General features: G+C 75.1%; 13 protein-coding genes. 9 read left to right on the forward strand and 4 right to left on the reverse strand.

Annotated features, from left to right (window positions below):
• Nucleotides 1–1,160 precede the first annotated feature (1,160 nt).
• The 6 genes from DQE82_RS08305 to DQE82_RS08330 all read left to right on the forward strand — a co-directional run bounded on the left by DQE82_RS08305 (nucleotide 1,161) and on the right by DQE82_RS08330 (nucleotide 10,853).
• Complete coding sequence (locus DQE82_RS08305) at nucleotides 1,161–2,213, forward strand: fibronectin type III domain-containing protein (protein WP_233514647.1); 1,053 nt, start codon at nucleotides 1,161–1,163, stop codon at nucleotides 2,211–2,213.
• Nucleotides 2,214–2,420: 207 nt separating this feature from the next.
• Nucleotides 2,421–4,991, forward strand: a complete 2,571-nt coding sequence (locus DQE82_RS08310) for a fibronectin type III domain-containing protein (protein WP_199495983.1) — start codon at nucleotides 2,421–2,423, stop codon at nucleotides 4,989–4,991.
• Between the two features lie 25 nt (nucleotides 4,992–5,016).
• Nucleotides 5,017–6,012 (forward strand): MoxR family ATPase, encoded by a 996-nt coding sequence (locus tag DQE82_RS08315; protein WP_064445403.1) that lies wholly within the window; start codon nucleotides 5,017–5,019, stop codon nucleotides 6,010–6,012.
• Between the two features lie 2 nt (nucleotides 6,013–6,014).
• Nucleotides 6,015–7,169, forward strand: a complete 1,155-nt coding sequence (locus tag DQE82_RS08320) for a DUF58 domain-containing protein (RefSeq protein WP_069087747.1) — start codon at nucleotides 6,015–6,017, stop codon at nucleotides 7,167–7,169.
• Entirely contained in the window at nucleotides 7,163–9,451 is a 2,289-nt protein-coding gene (locus DQE82_RS08325; protein ID WP_113972706.1) for a transglutaminase domain-containing protein, read from the forward strand. The genes DQE82_RS08320 and DQE82_RS08325 overlap by 7 nt, the downstream gene beginning before the upstream one ends.
• Before the next feature lie 124 nt (nucleotides 9,452–9,575).
• On the forward strand, nucleotides 9,576–10,853 hold the full coding sequence (locus DQE82_RS08330; protein WP_113972415.1) for an MFS transporter: 1,278 nt from the start codon (nucleotides 9,576–9,578) through the stop codon (nucleotides 10,851–10,853).
• Between the two features lie 108 nt (nucleotides 10,854–10,961).
• On the opposite strand, the gene DQE82_RS08335 is transcribed toward DQE82_RS08330, so the two are convergent.
• Both DQE82_RS08335 and DQE82_RS08340 read right to left on the reverse strand, forming a co-directional pair.
• Nucleotides 10,962–11,768 carry an SDR family oxidoreductase gene (locus DQE82_RS08335; protein WP_113972416.1) on the reverse strand — a complete coding sequence of 269 codons (807 nt, stop codon included), beginning with the start codon at nucleotides 11,766–11,768 and terminating at the stop codon, nucleotides 10,962–10,964.
• 1 nt (nucleotide 11,769) lies between these two features.
• A complete protein-coding gene (locus DQE82_RS08340) occupies nucleotides 11,770–12,744 on the reverse strand; it encodes an LLM class F420-dependent oxidoreductase (protein WP_113972417.1) in 975 nt (324 codons plus the stop codon).
• 144 nt (nucleotides 12,745–12,888) lie between these two features.
• Here DQE82_RS08340 and DQE82_RS08345 point away from each other — a divergent pair, with 144 nt between their 5' ends.
• Complete coding sequence (locus DQE82_RS08345) at nucleotides 12,889–14,100, forward strand: low temperature requirement protein A (RefSeq protein WP_113972418.1); 1,212 nt, start codon at nucleotides 12,889–12,891, stop codon at nucleotides 14,098–14,100.
• Between the two features lie 53 nt (nucleotides 14,101–14,153).
• A complete protein-coding gene (locus DQE82_RS08350; protein ID WP_113972419.1) occupies nucleotides 14,154–14,993 on the forward strand; it encodes a DUF1028 domain-containing protein in 840 nt (279 codons plus the stop codon).
• Nucleotides 14,994–15,000: 7 nt separating this feature from the next.
• Here the strand turns inward: DQE82_RS08350 and DQE82_RS08355 are convergent, their stop codons facing one another.
• Nucleotides 15,001–15,672: a maleylpyruvate isomerase N-terminal domain-containing protein gene (locus DQE82_RS08355; protein ID WP_113972707.1), complete on the reverse strand. Its 672-nt coding sequence runs from the start codon at nucleotides 15,670–15,672 to the stop codon at nucleotides 15,001–15,003.
• A gap of 8 nt (nucleotides 15,673–15,680) precedes the next feature.
• Nucleotides 15,681–16,562, reverse strand: a complete 882-nt coding sequence (locus DQE82_RS08360) for a phosphatase PAP2 family protein (RefSeq protein ID WP_113972420.1) — start codon at nucleotides 16,560–16,562, stop codon at nucleotides 15,681–15,683.
• 92 nt (nucleotides 16,563–16,654) lie between these two features.
• On the opposite strand from DQE82_RS08360, the gene DQE82_RS08365 reads away from it, so the two are divergent.
• Complete coding sequence (locus tag DQE82_RS08365) at nucleotides 16,655–17,344, forward strand: DUF3159 domain-containing protein (RefSeq protein ID WP_113972421.1); 690 nt, start codon at nucleotides 16,655–16,657, stop codon at nucleotides 17,342–17,344.
• Nucleotides 17,345–17,386 lie beyond the last annotated feature (42 nt).

Consider the following 17,386-nt stretch of genomic DNA (forward strand, 5'->3'; position numbering starts at 1 on the left):
CCCCCGGAGTGACGCCGGTGCCGCCCCGTCCTCCGGTCGCCCCACCACCGCCGCCAGCGGTCCCTGGCGCCGTGGTGCCCCCAGCAGCGCCCGGAACGCCGACGGCAACAGCTGGAACGCCGACGGCCGCGCCGGCCGCCGGGACGCCGGTGCACGGGCGGCCGGTGGCGCCGCCCGTACCCGGCCCGGCGTCCCCGCTACCGCCCCCGCCGGTCATCCCGCCGCCATCCACGAGGCCGAGCGCCGAGGCGCCTCCAGCGTCCGTCACCCCGCCGCCGTCGCGGATGCCGTCGGCGGGAGTCGTGCCACCGCCGCCACCGCCGACCGTCCTGCCGCCGGCACCGCGCATCCCCGCACCGGCGAGCGGCGTCCTACCACCACCGCCGGTAGTGACGGTCGCCCCGCCGACCCCCACCTCGGCCCCGCCGGCTCCGCCTTCGGTCAGCACGCCCGGCTCGACGGCGTCCCCGGCCGGTGCCTCTCGGCCCGAAGCGGATTCCACGCCGCCCTCTGCTCCCACTCCGGCGCCGACGTCGACCCCCGTGCCGCCACGGCCAGCAGCCGTCCAACCGGTGGCCGGGGCCGCAGCCGCTCCTCCGTACACCGCCACGGACCGCACGGCCGGGACCGGAACGGCAGCAGCCTCGGAAGTCCACCCCGCAGCGATCGAGGCGAACGTGAGCGGCCCCGGCGCGGGTACGCCACCGACCGTCCCGGGTGGACCGGGATGGGACAAGCCGACGATCCAGGTACAGCAGATCGGCCCGCTGCTGGAGGAGGAGTCGGAGCGCCAAGCCGCGACAGCGGCCGCCGGCACCGCGTCCAAGCCCTCGGTATCCGGTCCCGTCAGCGCACCGCCGGTGGACGGCACCCAGAGCAGCGGACCTTCGGCCGACACACCCGTAGTCAGCGGACCCCCGGCCGGCACACCCCCGGTGAGCGGACCGCCAGCCATCGCGCCGCCGGTGAGCGCGCAGCAGACGAGCGCAGGCGCACCCGCTGCCAGCACGCCCCCGGGTGAAGCACGACCGCAAGCCGGCCCACCACCGATTGGTTCACCGTCCACGCCACCGGTGAACGGGCCAGCCCTCGGCACGCCCACGCCGCCTCCCGTCAGCGCGCCGCCCACGCACCCGGTCAGCGGCCCACTGGGGCAACCGGTGAGCGGTGCGGCCGCGTACCCGATCAGCGGAATTCCGGTCAGCGGCTACCCACCACCGGTCAGCGGACCACCCGGCCAGGGCGGCTACACGCCGGTGAGCGCCCCGCCCGGCGAGGGCACCTACGCCCCGCCCGGCCACAGCGCCTACCCGCCGATCAGCGCACCACCTGGCCATACCGGCTACCCTCCGGTCAGCGGACCACCCGGTCACGGCGACTACCCGTCACTGGCCGGCCAGCCACATGCGGCGCCCGTCAGTGCCGCGCCGGTCAGCGGCGGCTCCGTGCCGCCGTGGGGCATGGTCGCGCCGCCGTGGAGCAGTGTCGCCCCGTCCCAGCCGGTCGACCGGCCCGCCGACCCCGAGCAGGACACGGACGGGCCTGACCCGGACGAGCCGACGGCCGGCGACGCGGCCGGACAGGCGGAAGGGGACGCGCCGGAACGGAACCGGCCGATGCCGATCTACGAGGATCTGCTGGACTTTCCCGAGTCCACGCGACCGGAGCCGCCGGCGCAGCCGGAGCCGGGTGCCTGGCCGGTGAACCCGCCGGTGTTCCACCAGCCGGCGCCGGTCGAGCCGCCGGGCGCGTACCCGATGGAGCCGGAGCGGCCGGGCCGCAACCGCACGGTGCTGGCCCTGGTGGCCGGGGGCGCGGTGCTCGCGGTGGTGGCGGCGGTCGGTGTCGGCGTGGTGTTGCTGAACCGGGAGGCGGCGCCGCCGGCTCCGGTGCCCGCGTCCGGCGCCGCGTCGCCGAAGGTGGCCGGTCCGCCCCCGGGCGACTTGCAGCTACGGGACGACACCACCACTGTCACGGTGACCTGGACCGACCCGACGAACGGCGGGGTGCCGTTCGTGGTGGCGGGTGGCCGGGCCGGGCAGAAGCTCGGCGTGATGGCCACTGTGGACGCGGGGCAGACCCGCTACACGGTGAACGGGCTGAGCGCGAAGCTGGACTACTGCTTCACCGTGCTGGCTGTCTACGCGACCGATTCGTACTCGACCTCGGGTCAGGTCTGCACGGACCGGGAGGGCGGCGCGACGCCGAACTGACGGTCCGGGGACGCCACGCTCGGTGTCCACAGGGGGACGGTGCGGGTTTCACCGGCACCGGGCGGCACCTATGATGGCTCCCGGCTCTGGGGAGGGTCGACCTCGCGCGGGTGCGCCTCCCCCACCGACACGGGGAGGCAGCCGGCAGTGACCACCATCGAGGACGTCACGGGCACCGGGCCGGAGCAGGCTCGTCCACGATCGCGTATGCGGGGCGGGCTGGTGACCATCGGCACGGTGGCCGCGCTGCTGGCCGCGATGGGCCTGACGGTGCTCGGGCTGGGCGCCGCGGACAACGCGGTGGCGAGCTACGACGCCTCCTCCTGGTTGTGGAGCACCACCCGCGGCGAGCTGGCCCGGGTCAACGGCGTCACCGCGCGGGTGGACACCCGGATGGAGGTGCCGGGTGGGCGGCGGCACCAGATGCAGGTGGCCCAGACCGACCGGCTGCTGATCCTGCGCGACCTCAAGACCGGCCAGGTCAGCTCGCTGGACCTGGCGACGTTGCAGATCACCGCGACCACGCCGACCGCGCCGGGGCTCGGGGTGAGCGTGGCGCTGCACGAGGACGCGGCGTTCGTGGTGGACGCGGTGCAGGGCATCGTCCGGCAGCTCGACCCGCGGGCGCTGACGCCGGTGGGCGAGCCGGTCCGCTACCCGCCGGGCATCGCCGGCGGCACGTTCGACGGCGCCGGCAAGCTGTGGATCGCGGTGCCGAGCGAGGGCACCGTCTCGGCGGTCACCGCCGCCGAGCTGCCGGAGACGCCCGGTGACGCGCCGCCGGCCGGGCTCAGCCCGAAGCGCGTCGAGACGTACGACGTGGCCGAGCCGGCGCACGAGCTTGTGGTGTCCACGCTGGACGAGGGCGTGGCGGTGCTGGACCGCACCTCGGCGTCGCTGGTGACGGTGGTGGGCGGGCAGACGCAGCGGGCGGCACTGACCATGACCGCGCCGGGCTACCTGCCGACCCGTACCAGCGGGCAGCAGGTGCCGGTGACGGTTCCCGGTGAGCGGTCGGTGCACGTGGTGCGGGACAGCCGCGAGGTGAAGCGGTTCACGGTGCCGGGCGACGGTGTGCGGCTCAGCCCGGCGGTGGCGTGGGCGGGCCGGTTCTACTGCGCCGACGAGACGACCGGCACGGTCTACGCGTTCGACGCCGAGGGGCAGCTCGTGCAGACCGTGAAGGGCGCCGGCCGCCCCGGTCCGGTCGAGCTGGAGGTGCGCGAGAACCACCTGTTCATCAACCCGCCGGACTCGTCCACCGCGCAGGTGGTCGACGACCGCAACCAGGTGCGTGAGGTCGACAAGTACGCGAACGACGTGCTCGGCGGGGATCCGCCGCCGGTGGCTCCGCCGCCGCCCCCGCCGAAGAAGCCGAAGGTGTCCAAGCCGGGCGCGCCGAAGTCGGTCACCGCCGCCGCCGGTGACGCCTCGGCGCGGGTGAGCTGGCAGGCCGCGGCGTCGAACGGCGCCGAGATCACCAGGTACGTGGTGGAGGGCGCCGGTCAGACCCGCCAGGTCGGCGCGAACCAGCGGTCGCTGGAGGTGACCGGCCTGACGAACGGCGAGACGTACACGTTCTCGGTGCACGCGGTGAACGCCAAGGGTGAGGGGCCGGCGCGGCGCAGCAACCCGGTGGTGCCGACGGCTGAGGTGCCGGACCCGCCGGCGTCGGTGACCGCCGAGGCGCGGCCGGACGGCACGGTGCGGGTGAGCTGGCCCGAGGCCGACGGCCAGGGCAACAAGATCGCGAAGTACGCGGTGACGGCGACCTCGGCGGGCGCGAGCGCCCCGGCGGGCGAGTCGGCGAAGACGGAGCTGGTGGTGGCGGCCGGGCAACTGGAGTACGGCACCCAGTACGCGTTCACCGTGACGGCGGTGAGCGAGAAGGGCGCCGGGTCGAAGGCGTCGCCGGTGAGCAACACGGTGGTGCCGTTCACGGCGCCGAAGGCGCCCGGCGAGCTGCGCGCGTCCACTGTCGCCGACCAGCCGGGCACGGTCGCGGTGCAGTGGTCCCCGGCGGTGGACAACGGCCGGCCGGTGACGAAGTACGTGGTGGAGGCGGCCGGGAAGTCCGTCGAGGTGACCGATGTGCGGGCCACTGTGGGCGGGCTGGGCAACGGCCAGAACGTGACGGTGAAGGTCAAGGCCGTGAACGAGGCGGCCGCCGGCCCGGAGGCGAGCACCACCGCGCGGACGGTGGCCGAGCCGCGGATCACGGTGACCGGCTCGTCGGCGGACGCCACGTCGGTGACTGTGACGTTCACTGTGGACGCGGGAGGTGGGCGGGCCTCCTGCACGGCGGCGACCGGTGGGAAGACGGCGAGCGGCAGTTGTTCCAGCCTGCGGGTGACCGGGCTGACGCCGGGTACCGCGTACACGGTGACGCTGACCGCGTCCAACGCCGCCGGCAAGGGCACCGCCTCCCGGCCGCAGACCACGGACGCGCTGTACGGGATCGCCACCTGCCGCAACGGCTCCTCCGGCGCGGAGGCGACCTACTGCTCCCGGGACGTGCCCGGCGAGCGCAACGGCAACGAGATCTTCTCGGTCACTCAGCAGGACAACAGCAGGCAGGCAGGCTGGGAGCCCAACGGCGCCCGGCTGAAGGCCTACTGCAAGAAGAAGGGCGAAGAGGTCTACGCCTACATCTACAACAACGACAAGCGCAGCACCTGGTGGGTGCGCGTCGACCACAGCAAGGGCCGCGACTACATCCCGTGGGCCTGGCTGAACCTGGAGGGCGGCGACGACATCAACCTGCTGCCCACCTGCTGACCGCACCACCCCGAGAGGCGCATCCGTGAACACGCACGAACCGCTCAGCCAGCCGGAGGTGCAGGGCTTCGCCGCCCTGGCCGCCCGGCTGGCCGACAACGTCAACGCGGTCGTGCTGGGCAAGCCGCAGGTGGTAAGGCTGGCGCTGACCGCGCTGTTCGCGCAGGGGCACGTGCTGCTGGAGGACGTGCCGGGCGTCGGCAAGACCACGCTGGCGCGGGCGATCGCGGCCACCGTGAAGGGGCAGTGGCGGCGGATCCAGTTCACGCCGGACCTGCTTCCTTCCGACGTATCAGGGGTGACGATCTTCAACCAGGCCAGCCGGGGTTTCGAGTTCCACCCGGGGCCGGTGTTCGCCAACATCGTGATCGCCGACGAGATCAACCGGGCGTCGCCGAAGACGCAGTCGGCGCTGCTGGAGGTGATGGAGGAGCGCACCGTCACGGTGGACGGCGTACGGCATCCGGTGCCGCAGCCGTTCCTGGTGGTGGCGACGCAGAACCCGGTGGAGATGGACGGCACGTACCGGCTGCCCGAGGCGCAGCTCGACCGGTTCCTGGTGAAGCTGTCGGTCGGCTACCCGGACGAGGCGGTCGAGGTGGAGGTGCTGCGCGGCGCCACGGTCCGCTCCCCCGACTCGCTGACCGCCGTCACCGACACCGCCACCGTGGGCGAGATGGTGAAGATGGCCCGGCGGGTGCACATCGCCGAGCCGTTGTACGCGTACGCGGTGCGGCTGGCCGCTGCCACCCGTACCCATCCGCAGGTGCGGGTCGGGGTGAGTCCGCGCGGCGTGATCGCGCTGACCCGGGCGGCGTGCGCGTACGCGCTCATCGACGGCCGGGGCTGGATCATGCCGGAGGACCTGAAGGCGCTCGTCGAGCCGGTGTTCGCGCACCGGCTGCTGCTCACCCCCGACGCGCAGGTGCGTGGTGTGACGTCCGCCGAGGTGCTGCGCCAGGCGGTCGCGTCGGTGCCGGTGCCGTTGCCGTCGGGCCAGGCCACGCCGGTGCACGGCTGAGCGTGGGGATCACCGCCCGTGGCATCGGGCTGCTCGTCGCCGCCCTGGTGCTGCTCGGCGTGGGGTTCCGCTACGCGTACCCCGAATTGACGGTGCTGGGCGCGGCGGCCGGGGTGGCGGTCGGCTACGGCGTGGTGAACGCGGCCTGGCGGCCCCGGCTGAGCGTGGCGCGGCGGGCCGACCCGGACCGGGTGGCCCGGGGTGAGCCGGCGGCGATGGAGCTGACGGTGCGCAACACCGGTCGGCTGCGGGCGGCGAACCTGGTGGCCGAGGACCGCTGCGCCGGGGCGCTGGTGCCGGTGCCGCTGCTGCGGTTGCGCCCGGGCCGCGACACGGTGGTGCGCTACGACGTGCCGACGCACCGGCGTGGTGTGGTGCCGGTGGGGCCGCTGCGGGTGGTGCGCCGGGATCCGCTGGGCCTGGTGGCGCTGGCGCGCGGCTACGGCGGCACGGTGCCGGTGTGGGTGCACCCGCGCATTCACCCGCTCTCGGCGGTGCCGACCGGTGCCGGGCGCAGCCTGGACGGGCGTACCGACAGCGTGCCGCACGGGTCGATCACGTTCGACTCGCTGCGGGAGTACGTGGTGGGCGACGAGTTGCGCCGCGTGCACTGGCGCACCAGCGCCCGGGTGGGTGAGCTGATGGTGCGGGAGAACGTGGACACCAGCCTGCCGCGCCTGGTGGTGGTGCTGGACAACCGCGCGTCGGCGCATCCGGGCCGGGTGGGCGGGGTCGCGGAGTCGTTCGAGTCGGCGTGCGAGGCGGCCGCGTCGGTGGTGGCCGCCGCGGTGCGGGAGGACCTGCCGGTGCAGCTGCTGCTCGTCGTACCGGCCGAGGTGGAGCCGGAGGGCGCGGCCGGGCCGCTGGACCGGCTGGCCGCCGTGGAGCTGGCGGACGCCGGGCCGGACGTGCTGCCGGCCGCGACCGGGCGGCTGCGCCGGGACCGGCTCGGTGACACGCTGGTCTTCCTGACCGGGCCGGGTGGCCGCGACGAGCTGGGGCACGTCGGCGCGCTGCGCGGCGCGTACCCGTCGGTGGTGGTCGGGATGTTCGGCGCGGACGGGCCGACGGCGGCCGGCGCGACGGGCCTCACGGTGCTGGACGCGGCGGACGGCGCGGCGTTCGCCGCCGAGTGGGACGGGATCCGCCGGTGGTGACGCCGCCACGGACCCAACCGGCGGCGGAACGCGCGGTCCGGGTGCTGCGGGCCGTGCCGGTACCGGCCGCGCTGATCGTGCTGGTCGCGCTCTCCGGTGCGGTGCTTGGCCGGGTGTACGCGGATCCGCTGCTGACCCGGCTCATGGCCGGCGCGGCGCTCGGATCGGTGCTGGTCGGCGTGGCCGCGCGGCGGCTGCCGTCCTGGCTGGTCGCGCCGCTGTCGGTGGCCGCGATGGCCGGGTGGACGCTGCTGTCGCTGCGGCTGGCCGCCGCGCACGCGGCGCTGCCGGGCGGGCTCGGCGAGGTGACCGCCGACGCCGCCCGTAACGCGATTCCCCGGCTGCTCACCGCGATGATTCCGGTCGAGCCGGCCCCGGACACGGTGCTGGTCCCGGTGGTGGCCGCGTGGCTGACCGGGCTGACCGCCGCCGAGGTGGCGCTGCGCGCCGGGCGGGTGCTGCTGGGCCACCTGCCGCCGGCGCTGCTCTACGCCGGTGCGCTCTACGTCGTCGGGCCGAACGCGGATCCGGCGATTGGCCCGACGGTGCTGTTCGCCGCGGTCGCGGCGGCCGGCCTGGCGACGCCCGGGCGTCGCGACGGCCCGGCGCCCGATCCGGTCGCCGGTCTGACCCCGGCGGTACGCTCGGCGGTGCGGCTGCGTCTGGTGGCGGCGAGCGCGGCCGGGCTCACGGTGGTGGTGGCGCTGGCGGCGCTGCTCGCCCCGGTGGTGGCCGCCCAGGTGGACGAGCGGCCGGTCGACCCGCGCCGCTACGTGGAGCCGCCCCGGGTGGAGTCGCTGGACGAGAACCCGCTGATCCGGATCTCCGGCTGGGCGTTGAACCCGGACCAGCGGCTGCTGGACGTGCGCACCGTCGCGGGCGCGGGCGACGGCGGGGCGCCGCGGATCCGGCTGGCGGTGCTCAGCGACTACGACGGGGTGACCTGGCGGGTCGGCGCCACGTACCGCAACGCGGGGCGGATCCTGCCCGCCACCGAGCCGGCCCCGAACGCGGCCACCGACGAGGTGCGCCAGGAGATCACCGTCGGCGACCTGACCGGACGGCTGCTGCCCGCGGTGCCCACGCCACGCGAGGTGACCGGCGCGCGGGTGGCGTACGACCCGGCGACCGGGACGCTGATCCGCCCGGAAGGGCTCGTACCGGGGCTGCGGTACGAGGTGTCCTCGGTGCGGGAGCGCCCGGACGTGAACCTGCTGCCCACGGCGAACGTGCCCGCCGGTGACGAGGTGGCCCGGGTGCTGCGGGTGCCCGACGGCGCCCCGGAACCGCTGCGCCGGCTGGCCACCCAGCTCGCCGAGTCGAACGGCGCTCCGTACGCGCGCGCCGACGCGATCGCCACGTTCCTCGCCGAGCACTACCGGGTGACAGCCGACGCGCCGAGCGGGCACGCGTACCCGAATCTGGCGTTCTTCCTGTTCGGGCCGCGCAACGGCGGTGGGCAGCGGGGCACGTCGGAGCAGTTCGCCGCCGCGTTCGCGGTGCTCGGCCGCCTCGCCGGCCTGCCGACCCGGGTGGTGGTCGGGTTCGGGCCCGACGGCGACGGGCCGGTGCGGGCGGCCGACGCGTACGCCTGGCCGGAGGTGTTGTTCGACGGCGTCGGCTGGGTGCCGTTCGATCCGATGCCGCGCCCGGACTCCGAGCCCCGTCCGGTGGAGGAGGACTTCCGGCCGCAGCCGGAGGACCCGCCGCCGTCGGAGGTGCCGGCGCCCACCGAGGAGCCGAGCGCCACGCCTCCGGCTGCCGCGCCCGCACCCGGCCGGAACGAGGGCGGGCTCGGCACACCGGCGCTGGTCGGCGGCGGTGTCGGCGGACTGGTGTTGCTGGTCGGCGCGGTGCTGGCGGCGCTGGTCGCGATGCGCCGGCGGCTGACCCGCTCCCGTCTGGCGGTGGGCGATCCGGGCGAGCGGGTCGCGGGAGCGTGGCGGGAGCTGACCGACGCGCTGCGTCTGGCCGGGCATCCGGTCGGGCCGGACCTGGCGGCGGCGGAGGTCGCCGAGCGGGCCCGCCGGACGCTCGCCGAGGCCCGCGCGGCGCGGCCCGGAGAGGACGCGGCGATCGGCGACCCGGATGAGGCAACGGTGGACGAGCTGGCCGCTCTGCTCAACCAGGCGGGCTTCGCGCCGGGCAGCGTCACGCCGGAACAGGCGGACCGGGCCGCAGGACTGAGCGCCGGCTTCGCCGAGGCGCTGCGCTCGGCCCGGCCACGGTGGCGACAGTTGCTGTGGACGATCCATCCGGGGCCGCTACGGTGGCGACGCTGATCAACAGCCGTAACCGGATCGCCGAGCCGGTACCGCCACGAGTCCTCCTGACCATCTGCTGACCTCCTGGTCGTCGAACGCCTGTGGGACACCGGCAGCCGGCGTCACGGAAGTAAGGTGAGCGGTGATCTGCATCAGGAACCGGCGTTTCGGTCTGCTCTGGACCAGCACGCTGTTGTCCAACCTGGGCAACTGGCTGATGATCGTCGCGGTGCCGGTCTACGTCTACACGATGACCGGGTCGACGCTCAGCAGTGGTTTCGCCTTCGTCGCGCAGACCCTGCCCGCGATCGTCTTCGCGCCCCTGGCCGGGGTGCTGGCCGACCGGTGGGACCGGCGAACGGTGATGGTCGGCGCTGACCTGCTGCGCATGGTCGTCGTGCTCGCGCTGATCGTGGTCGATGATCCGGGAATGCTGTGGCTGCTCTACACGGCGATGTTCTTCGAGAGCGCAATCGGGCACGTCTTCCAGTCCGCGGCCCGGGCAGTGGTGCCCGCCGTCGTCGGCCGGGGCGGCGACCTGGAGGCGGCGAACGCCTGGAACACGGTGGCGAGCGGCATCGTCCGCCTCGCCGGCGCACCCCTGGGCGGCGCGCTCTACGCCCTCGTGGGTTTCGACGGCCTGGTGCTGATCGACTCCGCGACGTACCTGCTCTCGGCCTTACTGATCTTCGGAATGGGTCGGCTGCGGGTGACCGACGACGGGCAGCAGCCGGACGCGTCCTCCTGGCTGGCCGCTTTCCGGGGGCAACTCCGGGAGGGACTGGCCTTCCTCTTCGGGCATCCGATCCTCCGCACGACTCTCGTCGTCTCCAGCCTCTTCCTGTTGGCAAACGCCGCTCTGAACGTGCTTCTGGTGCCGTACGTCATCAGCGTCCTCGGCGGCGACGCCGGCGACGTCGGTGTGCTCATGGCAGCGCTCGGCGGCGGCTTCCTGGCCAGCGCGTACGTCGGCAACGTGCTGTCCCGTAGCGGGCTCCTCCGGCTGTCGTTCACCGGTTGCCTGGCGGCGATCACCCTCTGCTTCGCCGGGCTCTTCCTCATCCACCACTTCGCCGCCGCGCTGGTCTTCATCGCCCTTGCCGGCCTGCCCGGTGGCGCGTTGCTGATGCTGGTCCAGGTGCAGGTCCAACGCCATACCCCGGACCGTCAGCTCGGCCGGGTCGGATCCGCCTTCTCCGCCGCCGAGATGGCCGCGACCGTGGTGGGTGCCTCGGCAGGCAGCATCGCCGGACAACAGCTGCCCCTCACCACCACGGTCTGGCTCGTGATCGGCGTACTGGCGGCCGGCGCAGTGGTCGCCGCCCTGCTGCTACCCACCCGATCCGGACCGCCGGCGGCGGCGGAGCCGGCGGCGACGGCAACCCCGCCGGTGATGGCGAGAACCGGTGACGATGGCTGAATCCGCATCCGTCCGCAGCACGATGCCCACGTCGTTGACCCGACCCACATGAAGCCCGCCCTTGGCCCACTGGCGGTCTCCCGCGTGCGTCGACGGGCAGGAGATCCCTCACGACTGAGGAAGGCTCGCGCGCAGCTTCCGGACGAGTTTGCGCAGCCCGGCCTGCCAGCCGTCCGGGTCCTCGGCACGTCGGCGGGCGTAGTCGGCCACCTCGGGGTGCGGCAGGATCAGGAACCGTTCCTCGGCCAGCCCGGCGATCACCGCCTCGGCGACCTGGTCCGGGCTGAGGATCGTCCCGGACGCGGCGATCACCCGGGCGCCCAGGTGCCCCTCGGTGAGGCCGTCGGCGAGCATCGGGGTGTCCACGCCCTGCGGGCACAGCGCACTGACCCGGATCCCGGCGTCCCGGTAGGTGATCGCCAGCCATTCGGCGAGCCCTACCGCGGCGTGCTTGGTGGCGGTGTACGGCGCGTCGCCGACCGCTGTGAGCAGGCCCGCCGCCGAGCAGGTGAGCAGCAGGTGGCCCTGGCCCCGGCTGAGCATGCCGGGCAGCACCGCGCGGGCGCTGTGCAGGTGCCCCAGCACGTTGACCCGCCAGGCGCGGTCCCAGTCGGCGTCCGGCGCGTCGATGCCGCCGCCGGTGGCGACTCCGGCGTTGGCGCAGAACAGGTCGATCCGGCCGTGGCGGCGCTCGGTGTCGTCCACGAGTGCGCGTACCGCCGCCTCGTCGGTGACGTCGAGCCCGACGCCGGTGGCCACCGGGCCGATCGCCTCGGCCGTGGCGCGGGCCGCGTCGGCGGCCAGGTCGGCCAGCACGACGGCGGCGGCGCCCTCGGCGGCGAACCGTCGGCCCAGGGCCGCGCCGATCCCGCCGGCCCCGCCGGTGATCACCACCACCCGGTCGGTCAGGTTCATCTCAGGCCACCTCTCCGGGGCCGAGCCGGGACAGCAGATCCAGCCAGGCCGCCGCGCCGCCCTCGGTGATCTCGGGCGTGGGGAGCACGGCCAGCACCGGCACGTCGACGCCGTTGTCGGCGTAGCGGCGGACGGCGGCCGCGCACTGCTCGGGTGAGCCGTGCAGCACCAGCGCGTCGACCACCTCGTCCGGTACGGCGGCGGAGGCGCCCCGCCGGTCCCCGGCGGCCCACGCCTGCCACATCGGACCGAGCGAGTCCTCGCGGCCCAGCCATCTGTGGAAGGCCGCGTACGCGGGGACGGTGAGGTAGCCGGTGATCATGCGGCGGCCCAGCGCGCGGGCGTACGCGGCGTCCTCGGTGGGGCAGACGAAGATGCGGGCGGCCACCTCGAACCCGGGGCGGCGCTCGCCCACCTCGGCCAGGGCGGTCGGCACGTCCTCGGCGGCCAGCCAGTTCAGGATCACCCCGTCGGCCTCGGCGGCGGCCAGGCGCAGCATGCCGGGGCGCAGCGCGGCCAGCACGACCGGCGGCGGCACGCTCGGCGGACGCTCCAGCGTGAAGCGCCGTACGGCGAACGTGTCGAACGCGCCGTCGACGGTCTCGCCGCGCAGCGCGGCCCGCAGGAACCGCAGCACGTCCCGGGTCCGTTTGAACGGCTCGTCGAATCCAATCGCGTTCCAGTCCCGCACCAGCACCGGCGACGAGGCGCCGACGCCGAGCGCGAAGCGGCCCGGCGCCGCCTCGGCCAGCGCGGCGGCGCTCATCGCCAGCAGTCCCGGGCCGCGGGTGAAGACCGGTGTGATCGCGGTGCCGAGGCGCAGGCGCGGCGACCAGGCGGCGGCCAGGGCCAGCGGGGTGAAGGCGTCGGCGCCGGCCACCTCCGACGACCACACGTCGGTGAATCCGGCGTCGTCGAGCGCCGCGTAGACGGCGGCGTGGTCGGCGAGCGGAATGCCGCCCAACGGCACTGTCATGCCCCATCGGTTCGTCACCCGTCGATGGTGCCCGTCCGGCACCGCCCCGGGCAAGATCCAAGGCGATATGGGTGATCGGTGACGAGAAGCCGGGAAAGAGTGTTACGACTGCCGCATGAGTCGGACCGGGGACGGAGCTCGGCGGTGAGGACCGCCGAGCCGGCCGCGCTGCGCGGCTCCGGCGACGGGCCCGACCGGGCCACGTTCCTGGAACTCTTCTTCGACCTGGTGTACGTGTTCGCGCTGACCCGGATCTCGGCGCGCGCCTTCGAGGACCTGGTCCTGGAGGGCGGGCAGAACGGCTGGTCGGCGGTGACCGGCGGCGGCAAGACGCTGCTGCTGCTTCTCGCGCTCTGGGGCGTCTGGCAGGGCACGGCGTGGACGACCAGCCGCTACGACCCGCACCACCTGTGGTTGCAGGTCATCGTGATCACCGCGCTGATCTCGGCGATGGTGATGGGGGTGGCGGTCCCCCGCGCGTTCGGCCACAGCGGCCTGATGTTCGCCACCGCGTACGTGATCGCCCAGGTGAGCCGGCCGGCGATCCTCATGCTGGTGCTGCACAAGGTCCAGTACCGCCGGCTCAAGCTGCGGATGCTGATCACGTTCTGCGCCACGGGCGTGCTCTGGCTGGCCGGCGCGCTGCTGCCGGTGAACGCCCGGGTGATGCTCTGGACCGCGGCGCTGGTACTGGAGTACCTCGGCGGCCGCTTCGGCTGGCCGGTGCCGGGCCTGGGCCGCTCCACGGTCTCCCGCTGGGACATCCACGGCGAGCACCTGGCCGAGCGCTACCAGCAGATCTTCCTGGTCGCGCTCGGCGAGACGATCCTGCTCGCCGGCCTGTCGTTCACCCGCTCCCCCACCAGCCCCGGCATGGTCACCGCGTTCGCCGTCGCGCTCGCCACCTCGGTGCTGCTGTGGCGGATCTACGTGCAACGGGCCGGCCAGATCCTGGGCGAGGCGGTGACCCGGGCCGCGCACCCGGCCACCGTCGGCCGCTCCGCCGCCGACACCCACCTGGTCATGGTGATCGGGGTGGTCGCCACCGCGATCGGCTACGAACTGGTGATCGAGCACCCGGTCGGGCACAACGAACTGCCCTGGCTGGCCATGATCCTCGGTGGTCCGGCGCTGTTCCTGGCCGGCCGGGCCCGCTTCGAGTACGAGGTGTTCGGCCGCGTCTCCCCGTCCCGCCTGGTGGGGATCGCCGCGCTGCTGCTGCCCGTACCGCTGCTGGTGCGCCTCGCGCCGGTCGTCGCGGCGGGCTTCGCCGCGGCGGTCCTGACGGCAGTGGCGGTCGCCGACGCCCGGCGGGCGTGGGGCCGCCCGCCGGAGGACGCCGCGCCGCCGTTCTGAGCGGTGCCGCCGGAGCGGGGCCCCGCGCCCGCCCTCCGGGCTACGATCCGCGCGTGACCTTCTCGCTCGTCGCCCGCTCCGCCGACGGGCGCCTGTTCGGAGTGGCAGTGGCCAGCCGGTTCCTCGCCGCCGGGGCGCTGGTGCCGGCCGCCGAGGCGCTGGTGGGGGCGGTCGCCACCCAGGCGCACGCCAACCTCGCCTACCGGGCGCAGGCGCTCGCGCTGCTACGGACCGGCGTCAGCGCCACCGACGCGGTGGCCGGGCTGGTGGCCGCCGACCCGGGGCGCGACGACCGGCAGCTGGCCGTGGTCGGCCCGACCGGCGACGGGGCCACCTGGACCGGGCCGCGCTGCCACCCCTGGGCCGGCGGGCAGGCCGGCGACGGCTGGGCCGCGCAGGGCAACATCCTGACCGGCCCGCAGGTGATCGACGCGCTGCGCGACGCCTGGCTGGCCCGTGCGGAACTGCCGTTCCCGCAGCGCCTGCTGGCCGCGCTCACCGCCGGCGACCAGGCCGGCGGCGACCGGCGCGGGCGGCAGAGCGCGGCGATGCTCGTGGTGCAGCGCCACGGCGGCTACGCCGGGACCGGCGACGAGCTGGTGGACCTGCGGGTGGACGACCATCCCGACCCGGTCTCCGAGCTGCGCCGCCTGCTCGGCATCCACCACATGCTGTTCGGCCGCCCCGACCCGGCCACGCTGCGCGACCTCACCGGCCCGCTCGCCGCCGAGGTGACCGAACTGCTCGCCGCCACCGGTCACCTGGTCGGCCCGGACGGACTGGACGAGGCGCTGGCCGCCTGGACGGGTCTGGAGAACCTGGAGGAACGCTTCGTGCCCGGCCGGATCGACCCGGTCGTGCTGGATCACCTGCGGCGCTGCGCGGCGCGCTGAGGAGGGCTCAGCCGCCGAAGGCCAGGCGGCCGATGCCGGCGCGGGTCAGCTCCGCCTGCTCGTCGCCGGTCACCGGCAGCCGGCCGGTGGCCTTGCGCAGCACGGTGAGCGCGTCCCAGCGCAGGCCCGGCGGCACCGGCGCGTCGCCGGTGAGCACGCCGACCACCACGTCCGCCGCGGCCGTGGTCAGCCACGGCGGCCGGTCCAGCGCGTCGGCCAGGTCCAGGCCGTGCACCGCGACCTCCACCACCCGGGTACGCAGGAACTCCGGCAGCGCCATCGCGTCACCGTGGCGGGTGCGCACCACCCGTGCGGGCGGCTCGGCGGCCACCGCCTCGTCGGTGGCGCGCCAGGCCCGGCCGAACTCCGCTGCCACCTCGGCGGCGCGCGGGTGCTCCCGCGCCGCGCGCTGCGCGCCCTCGACGCGATCCCGGTCGACGGGCGGGCTGAACTTGGCCGCGCCGAAGTAGGCGGCAGCGTCCACCTCGGCCCGGGGCGGCGCGGGCTCGGTGAGCATCCCCGCCAGGCGTCCGGCGCCGGTGCTCACGTGCGCGATCAGGTCGCGCACCAGCCACGGCGGGCACGGCGTGGGCCGGTCCAGTGCCGCGTCGTCCAGGTCGCGCAGCACCCGCTCCAGGCTGTCGCACTCGGCCCGGAACGCCGCCCGTACCGTCTCCATCCGCTCGGTCAGCCCTTCCACCGGGGCACCAGCCGGTGCACCACTACCAGCACCAGCGCGGCCACCACGGCGATCGTGCCGGCGATGCCGGCCGCGCTGCCCGCGTACCCGACGAAGAGCTGACGGCGGCCGAGCGCCTCCACCGGGATCGTGGAGCGGTCCACCAGCCAGGACAACGCCAGCGCGGAGGCCAGCAGCGCCACCGCGCCGGCGCCGCCGAGCACGGCGGCGGCCACCCGGTGCGCGTCGCCGGGCTCGACCACCGCCTGCTCCCGCTGGAAGACCAGCAGCACCAGCCCGGCGACCGCGGCCCACGCGCCGACCACCAGGTACGCGGCGACCGCGTCGCTGGGCCGGTGCCAGCCGGCGGAGAGCGTGGCGACGCCCGCGGCGGCGGCGTACCCGGCGCCGAGGAACGCCCCGGCCGCCCGCAGCTTGCGCGGCAGCACCAGGATCAGCGCGACCGCCACCGAGGCGGCCACGGAGGTGTGGCCGCTGGGCAGGCTGTTGCCGGCGGCCGCCCGCTCCGGGTCGATGCCGAAGTCGGGCCGGACCAGGAAGTGCTTGAGCAGTTGCGTGGTCACGTTCGCCCCGGCGATCAGCAGCGTCGCGGTGACGGCCAGCGCCTTGCGGCCCCGGATCAGCGCGATGAAGCCGATCACCGCGGTGGCGGCCAGCAGCGACACCACGGACATGGCGTTGAGGAGCGTGTCGACCGGACCGTCTATGCGGTCCTGGCCGATCCGGTTGCCGGTCAGCGCCACCGTGTCCAGCCACTGGCCCAGTTCGGTGTGCACGGCGAAGCGCCACACCACCACGAACGCAGCTGTCTGCAGCAGGGCCAGTACGACCAACCAGACCGCCGTCCAACCCCTCGCCGTCTCCCGCACCCGGACAACTTAACGGTAGGGCCGCCCACGCGCGCGGCGGAGCGCCACCGGCTTCGGCGTACGGTGAGGCGGGCGATTCGAGGAGGTGGGGCGTGACCGGCACGCCGCAGCGGGAACCGCAGGCCGGGCCCCGGCCGGAGTCGCTGGCCGACCTGCTCGGCGGCCGGCGCGGGGCGGTCGACGCCACGCTGCCGCCGCTCGCGTTCGGGCTCGGCTGGGTGCTCGGCGGGCTGCGTGGCGGCGTGCTCGCCGCGCTGCTGACCGGCGCGGCGGTGGCCGGCTGGCGGTGGCGGCGCGGGGACCGTCCCCGCTCGGTGCTGATCGGGCTGCTCGCGGTCTGCGTGGCCGCGCTCGTCGCGTTGCGTACCGGCCGGGCCGAGGACTTCTTCCTGCTCCAGATCGCCGCCAACGCGGCGAGCGCGCTGGCCTGGGCGGTGAGCGTCGTGGTGCGCTGGCCGCTGCTCGGCGTGGTGGTCGGCACGGCGCTGGGCCAGCGGACCACATGGCGGCGTGACCCGGCGCTGCTGCGGGCGTACGGCCGGGGCAGTTGGGTGTGGGCCGGCACCTACGTGCTGCGGCTGGCGGTGTTCATCCCGCTGTGGCTGAACGGGCAGGTGGTCGCGCTCACAGTGGCTCGGGCGGCGCTCACCTGGCCGCTGATCGCGGCGGCGCTGGCGTCGAGCTGGGTGGTGATCCGGCGGTCGCTGCCGGCCGGGCATCCGGGACTGCGGCACCCGGTGACGGCGCCGGTGCCCGGCGGTGAGCCGGTCCGGGAAGAGTAATGGAGAGGCCGCCACGGGGGGAGCGGCCTCTCCGTCAAATAC

The organism is Micromonospora sp. LHW51205, assembly GCF_003315815.1.
GTDB lineage: Bacteria > Actinomycetota > Actinomycetes > Mycobacteriales > Micromonosporaceae > Micromonospora > Micromonospora chalcea.

What these genes read in the sequence shown, in the direction of transcription:
- DQE82_RS08310 (WP_199495983.1), top strand. Translation starts at nt 2,421, where the DNA reads ATGCGGGGCGGGCTGGTGACCATCGGCACGGTGGCCGCGCTGCTGGCC.
- DQE82_RS08335 (WP_113972416.1), bottom strand. Translation starts at nt 11,768, where the DNA reads ATGAACCTGACCGACCGGGTGGTGGTGATCACCGGCGGGGCCGGCGGG.
- DQE82_RS08340 (WP_113972417.1), bottom strand. Translation starts at nt 12,744, where the DNA reads ATGACAGTGCCGTTGGGCGGCATTCCGCTCGCCGACCACGCCGCCGTC.
- DQE82_RS08355 (WP_113972707.1), bottom strand. Translation starts at nt 15,672, where the DNA reads ATGGAGACGGTACGGGCGGCGTTCCGGGCCGAGTGCGACAGCCTGGAG.